The organism is Streptomyces sp. NPDC059455 (genome assembly GCF_042750115.1).
Lineage (GTDB): Bacteria > Actinomycetota > Actinomycetes > Streptomycetales > Streptomycetaceae > Streptomyces > Streptomyces endocoffeicus.
Genome location: NZ_JBHYVB010000018.1, coordinates 48,606 through 54,561 on the forward strand (window position 1 = coordinate 48,606; position 5,956 = coordinate 54,561).

Consider the following 5,956-nt stretch of genomic DNA (forward strand, 5'->3'; position numbering starts at 1 on the left):
GCGGGGGGGGGGGGGGGGGGGCCCCCCCCCCCCCCCCGCCGCGTGCCGTCGTACGAAGCCGCCGCGCCCGACTGCCGCGGGCCCGACTACCGCTTCCCCGGCCTCCGCGCACCCAACTGCCGTAACGTTCCGGCTAGTCGAGGTACTTGCTGTAGACCCAGCCTCTGGTCCCGGCATGAATTCCGGTCGTCGTCCGCTTGAGAATCTTTCCGTAGGACCAGCTGTTCTCAAAGCCCCGGGTGCGGCAGAAGTACCGGAAGGAATCCCCTCGGTAAAGCGTCCCTATAGCGCGGTACCGCTTTCCCGGCCCGGTGCGGAATCTCGCGCCACTGGTCGAGACCTTGAAATTGACATCCGGGGAATTGAACTGACACGCCGATGACCCCACCGCCGACGCCGTTGGCGCCAGGGCGATGGAACCGCCCAGCATCAGCGCCGTCGAGAGCACGACCATCGAGGCTTTACGTTTGATCTTCACGCGACCACCCCCCCATGATCAGTTAATTCATTGCGCGCCAAGGAGCGTAGCACCCGTCAATCCGGAAGCTGAGGACCCGGTAAAACCCCGACGCCCCCTCGGCGAGTCGCCGATGGACCGGTGTGGCTGGCAAGTTGAAAGCCGAAGGGAATTGTCAGCCGAGCGCCTCCGGGGTGAGCCCCGCTCCATCGGTATGGCCCGACAGCGCCAGCGTCAGCTCGAACTCGGCCAGCAGCGCGCGAATCACATGCTCCACCCCCGGCTGCCCGTCCAGCCCGAGCCCATAGGCGTACGGCCGTCCCAGCAGCACCGCGCGGGCGCCGAGGGCGAGCGCCTTGAACACATCGTCACCGGTGCGCACTCCGCTGTCGAACAGCACCGCCAGCCGGTCGCCGACCGCCTCCGCCACCCCCGGCAGCGCGTCGGCCGCCCCGATCGAGCCGCCCACCTGGCGGCCGCCGTGGTTGGACACGACGACGCCGTCCATCCCCGCGTCCGCCGCGCGCCGGGCGTCGTCGGGGTGCAGCACGCCCTTCAGCACGATCGGGCCGTCCCAGTGCTCGCGCAGGAACGCCAGGTCCTCCCAGGTCTTCCCGGGGTCGCCGAACAGCTGCACAAAGTGCAGCACCGCGGCGTCCCGGTCCTCGTGGACCGGCTTGGCGAGTCCGGCCTGGAACGCCGGATCGGTGAAGTAGTTGGCGGTGCCGACACCGTGCAGGAACGGCAGATACGCCTGGTCGAGATCGCGCGGCCGCCAGGCCAGCAGCGGGGTGTCGAGGGTGACCACCAGGGCCGTGAATCCACAGGACTTGGCCCGGCTCAGAAAGCTCCTGGTGACCTCGCGGTCCTTGCCCCAGTAGAGCTGGAACCACCGCTCGCCGTCCCCCATCGCCTCCGCCACCCGCTCCATAGGCGTACTGGACGCGGACGAGAGGATGAACGGCACGCCCTGCGCCGCGGCGGCCCGCGCCGCCGCGCACTCGGCGTCCGGGTGCATGATCGACAGCACGCCGATCGGCGCGAGCGCGAGCGGCGCGGGCAGCCGGGTGCCGAACAGCTCGACCGACAGATTCCGCCGCCGTACGTCACGGAGCATCCGGGGCACGATCCGATGCCGGTCCAACGCCGCCCGGTTGGCCCGCTCGGTGCTGCCGCTGCCCGCGCTGCCCGCCACATAGCCCACCGGCCCCGGCCCCAGCCGCGCCTCGGCCAGCTCCTCGAGCCGGGTGAGATCGGCGGGAAGCCGGGGAACGGCGCCGGTCATCCCGTTCAGATAGATCTCGTACTGAAATGCCGCCCAGTCCTTGCCGGGTTCCGGTTCCGTGATGTCGCCACCGATCATGTGCTTCCCTTCACCTGTCCATTACTGGTCAATTTCCCATTGCTGTAAGGGAGTAGAGGACTCGTAGGATCGACGAACCGTCGATCGCGTGCAAGGGATCACACCCGAACGCGATGAGGCCACGTTCCCGCATTGGAGTTCCACTTGCCGTTGACCAAGACAACGTGGCTGCGTACCGGCGCGCCCGTTGCCGTACTGGCTCTCGCCCTGACCGCGTGCGGACCATTCGGCGAAAAGGGCGATACATCCGAGAACGCACGGCACACTTCCCCCTCGGGTGTCACCGATGGTCACCAGAGCGGTACGCAGAAGGTCGGTATGCGATCGGAAGGTGAGCCGCCGCTCCAGCCGGGCCAGACCGGTACGCGTGCGTTCAAGGAGGACACCGGGGTCGAGCCCACCTACCGGATCGCGGCACAGAAGGTCGACATCGGCACGGCGGCCGAGGCTAAGGCGCTGGTGTCGAACCCGGCGGACGCCGAGGGCAAGGTGCCCGCAGTGGCCTATGTGAAGTACACCCATGTGCGCGGGGCCACCGTGAAGGAGTATCCGCGGGTCGGGGACTACGCGGAGGTGTACGCGAACGGGCGGCGCGGAGCGAAGGTCACCGGCACCGCCGGACGGCCCAAGGGATGCGCGGACTCGGATGAGATCAAGAACTGGAGGAGCGGGCAGAGCTATCTGCTCTGCAACACCTTCCTGATTCCCGCGCGGGCGAGGTCGGTCGAGATCATGTGGACGGAGATTGGCGGCGAGCCCTTCGTCTGGACGTTCTGAACGGGACGTTTGGACGTTCTGAACGGGACGTTTCCGAACCGGGCGCCGCATCATCGGGGTTGGGCCACGCGGTGCCGTTAGACAGGCAGGACCGAGGCCAGGAAGGGTTCCACGGCGCGGCGCCAGCCGTCCGGCTGGTCGTAATGGACGAGATGGCCCGCGTCCACCACCTCCGCATACTGCCCGCGGGGCAGCACACGGACCATCTCCTGCGCCTCCGCGCGGCCCAGCTCACCGTCCAGCCCGCGCACGACCAGGGTGGGGCACTCGACCAGCGCGAGCTCCTCCCAATGGGCGTCATTGACCCAGGTGTCACGGACCTTCAGCATCTGGCGGCAGGAGAACGCCGGGCGCCAGCCGTCCGAGCGCTCGGCCATGACCTCTGCGAAGAAGTCACCCCGGGGCGGATTCGGGCGCTCCAGCGTCGGATCGTCCTCACCGAACCACTTGCGCACATCGGCGAGCGTCGCGAACGGCACCGGCCAGGAGCGGAACCACTCGGCCCACTCGCGCTGCGAGGCGGCGCCGAGGGCCGAGGCCCGCATATCGCAGATGACCAGCGCCCGGACCATATCGGGGCGGCGGGCGGCGAGCTGCCAGGCGGTGAGGGCGCCCATGGCATGGCCGATCAGGGTCACGGGGGCGAGGCCGAGCTGCTCCACGGCCGCCTCGGCGTCGTCCACATAGCTGGAGCGGTCGAACGGCCCCTCGGCTGGCTTCTGGCTGCGGCCATGGCCGCGCTGGTCGAGGGCGACCGCCCGATAGCGGGTGGAGAGCCAGCGGGCCGTCTCCGCCCAGTGGGCGGCCCGGCCCAGCAACCCATGGAGCAACAGCACTCCGGGACCCCGCGCCCCCTCGCGGCCAGCGCCTGCCTTGGGCGGATCGGTGAACTCCCAGGCGGCGAGCCGCACGCCGCCGGCCCCGCTCACTTCGATACGTCGCACCATGTGGTCTGGCACCTCCAATCCTCTCGAACACCCTCACAGTATCGAACTCATATTCGAACACGGGGGCATTGCCGTCCAACACCCCTCGTTCGAGTGACCGTGCTCGGGGATTGATCGTCTGCGCCCTGGGGAGACAGCTAGCGGGAGGCGGACTGCTCGGGGAAGGGAGTCCGCGGGGGACGACCCTGGGAGCTCGGGGCTCCGGGTCACCAGGGCCCCGGGTCGCACCGGCCGCGTTCGCGCGGTCCGTGCGCACCGGGGCCCAGCGGGGGGACATGGGGAAGCGGGGCCCCGGCACCTGTCGGCACCGGGGCCCTCGCTCGAGAACACCCCCACGGCGGCACAGCCCATTGGGCCCACCGGACCCCCTCCCCTGACGATCCGAGCGTCAGCGACAGCGTCGCACGCGGCGGCCCGGCCCGCTCGGTTTCTGTCGACTCCGGTATCGGGAAAATCCGTCGTCGCAGGTCGTGACGGCCGAATGACTTGAACCGGGTGTATCGGTCAGCGTGTCGAGGCGCGGGAGGGTGTGCGGGGGTGTGTTCGCGCGGTATTGGGAGGCGAGGCCGGCACGGTGTTGGGAAGCGCGGCCAGCTCGGTGTCAGGAGACGAGGTCAGCGCGATATTGAGAAGCGAGGCCAGCTCGGTGTAGGGGAAGCGAGGCCAGCTCGGTGTAGGGGAAGCGAGGCCAGGGAGCGTCAGCGCTTGGCCACGAAGACATGCGAGGCGATCTCCGCCTCCAGCTCCGCCGCCTCACCGCTGCTGCCGACCAGCACCCCGCCCGGCGACTCGGTGACGCTCACCACGGAGCCCGGCTGCACCCCGGCCCGCCGCAGCGTGTACATCACCTGGGCGTCGGCCTGGATGGGCTCGCCGATGCGGCGCACCACCACCGTCTTGCCCTCCGAGCCCGGCTCCAGCTCACGCAGGCTCACCATGGACTCGTCCAGGAACGGATCGGCCTCGGCCTTCTCGCCCAGCTCCTCCAGGCCCGGAATCGGGTTTCCGTACGGCGACTCGGTCGGATGGCGGAGCAGCTCCAGCACCCGCCGCTCCACCGCCTCGCTCATCACATGCTCCCAGCGGCACGCCTCGGCGTGGACCTGCTCCCACTCCAGCCCGATCACATCGACGAGCAGGCACTCCGCGAGCCGGTGCTTGCGCATCACGCGCGTGGCCAGCCGGCGGCCCTCCTCGGTCAGCTCCAGATGGCGGTCGCCCGCGACCGTGACCAGCCCATCGCGCTCCATCCGCGCCACTGTCTGGCTGACCGTCGGACCGCTCTGTTCGAGCCGCTCCGCGATCCGGGCGCGCATGGGGACCACGCCCTCCTCCTCGAGCTCGAGGATGGTGCGGAGATACATCTCCGTGGTGTCGATCAGTCCGGACATGCGTGCCCCTCGAAGTGTCGTGCGGTGGCCCTCAACCAATTCTGACGCATCCCACCGACAACGGGGCCGAGTCGGCCCCTTCCGCCGCAAGGGACCGGGCTGCTATTCACAGCGTCATGATCGAAACCCCCCACAGGGAAGGCGACGCGTTGATGAGCGAGTCCAAACCGGCCGGTCGATTCTTCGACGCGGCCATCGGCCTGCTGCGGCAGGTGCGGGACGAGGAGGGTGAGCATATCGCCGCGGCGGGCACCCTGATCGCCGATACCGTCGCCGCGGGCGGCCGCCTCTTCACGTTCGGCGCCGGGCACTCCTCCCTGCCCGCACAGGACGTCGTCTACCGCGCGGGCGGGCTCGCGCTGATGAACCTGCTGCCGGTGCCGGGTGCGGTGGGTGTGGACGTCGTCCCCGCCACCCTGGGCAGCGCGCTCGAACGCGTCGACGGGCTCGCCACGACCGTCCTCGACAGCAGCCCGCTCCAGGCCGGGGACCTGCTGATCGTGATCTCGCTGTCCGGGCGCAACGCCCTGCCGGTGGAGATGGCCATCAGCGCGCGGGAGCGCGGCATCAAGGTGATCGGGTTGACCTCGGTCGGTTACGCGACCGGTACGACCTCGCGCAACCCTTCCGGTGGCTTCCTCAAGGACCACTGCGACCTGGTCGTCGACAACAAGATCGCGGTCGGGGACGCGGAGCTCACGGCGGACGGCGTCGGCGCGCCCTTCGCCCCCGCGTCCACCGTCGTGACGAGCGCGATCATGCAGTCCATGGTGGCGGCCGGGATCGGGGAACTGGCCGAGCGCGGGATCGAGCCGCCCATGCTGAGGTCGGGGAACGTGGACGGCGGGCACGAGTGGAACCGTAAGGTGATGGCCGAGTACGGAGACCGGATTTTTTATCGCCGATGACGGTCCGCCGCCGGTGATCCGCCGATGACGGTCCGCCGCCGGTGATCCGCCGGGCCCCGCCCCCCGGGGGGCCGCGCCCCCGCCCCGGTCCCGGCAGTGAGGAAATAAAAAAA

Annotated in this window: 6 protein-coding genes; 2 read left to right on the forward strand and 4 right to left on the reverse strand. The window is 69.7% G+C overall.

The features are described from left to right. Window positions 1-133: 133 nt before the first annotated feature. A complete protein-coding gene (locus tag ACFXB5_RS09090) occupies window positions 134-478 on the reverse strand; it encodes an SH3 domain-containing protein (protein WP_051573570.1) in 345 nt (114 codons plus the stop codon). A 154-nt stretch (window positions 479-632) separates the two neighbouring features. Further along, window positions 633-1,820: a lactate 2-monooxygenase gene (locus ACFXB5_RS09095; RefSeq protein WP_385204354.1), complete on the reverse strand. Its 1,188-nt coding sequence runs from the start codon at window positions 1,818-1,820 to the stop codon at window positions 633-635. A gap of 318 nt (window positions 1,821-2,138) precedes the next feature. Between ACFXB5_RS09095 and ACFXB5_RS09100 the strand changes: the two genes are divergently transcribed. Then, window positions 2,139-2,597 carry a hypothetical protein gene (locus ACFXB5_RS09100; protein WP_385204357.1) on the forward strand — a complete coding sequence of 153 codons (459 nt, stop codon included), beginning with the start codon at window positions 2,139-2,141 and terminating at the stop codon, window positions 2,595-2,597. Between the two features lie 77 nt (window positions 2,598-2,674). Here ACFXB5_RS09100 and ACFXB5_RS09105 read toward each other — a convergent pair whose 3' ends face one another. After that, window positions 2,675-3,544, reverse strand: coding sequence for an alpha/beta fold hydrolase (locus tag ACFXB5_RS09105; protein ID WP_385204359.1), 870 nt, complete (start codon window positions 3,542-3,544; stop codon window positions 2,675-2,677). 698 nt (window positions 3,545-4,242) lie between these two features. Further along, window positions 4,243-4,935: a metal-dependent transcriptional regulator gene (locus tag ACFXB5_RS09110; RefSeq protein WP_020870546.1), complete on the reverse strand. Its 693-nt coding sequence runs from the start codon at window positions 4,933-4,935 to the stop codon at window positions 4,243-4,245. 152 nt (window positions 4,936-5,087) lie between these two features. Between ACFXB5_RS09110 and ACFXB5_RS09115 the strand changes: the two genes are divergently transcribed. Continuing rightward, entirely contained in the window at window positions 5,088-5,843 is a 756-nt protein-coding gene (locus tag ACFXB5_RS09115) for an SIS domain-containing protein (protein ID WP_385204418.1), read from the forward strand. Window positions 5,844-5,956 lie beyond the last annotated feature (113 nt).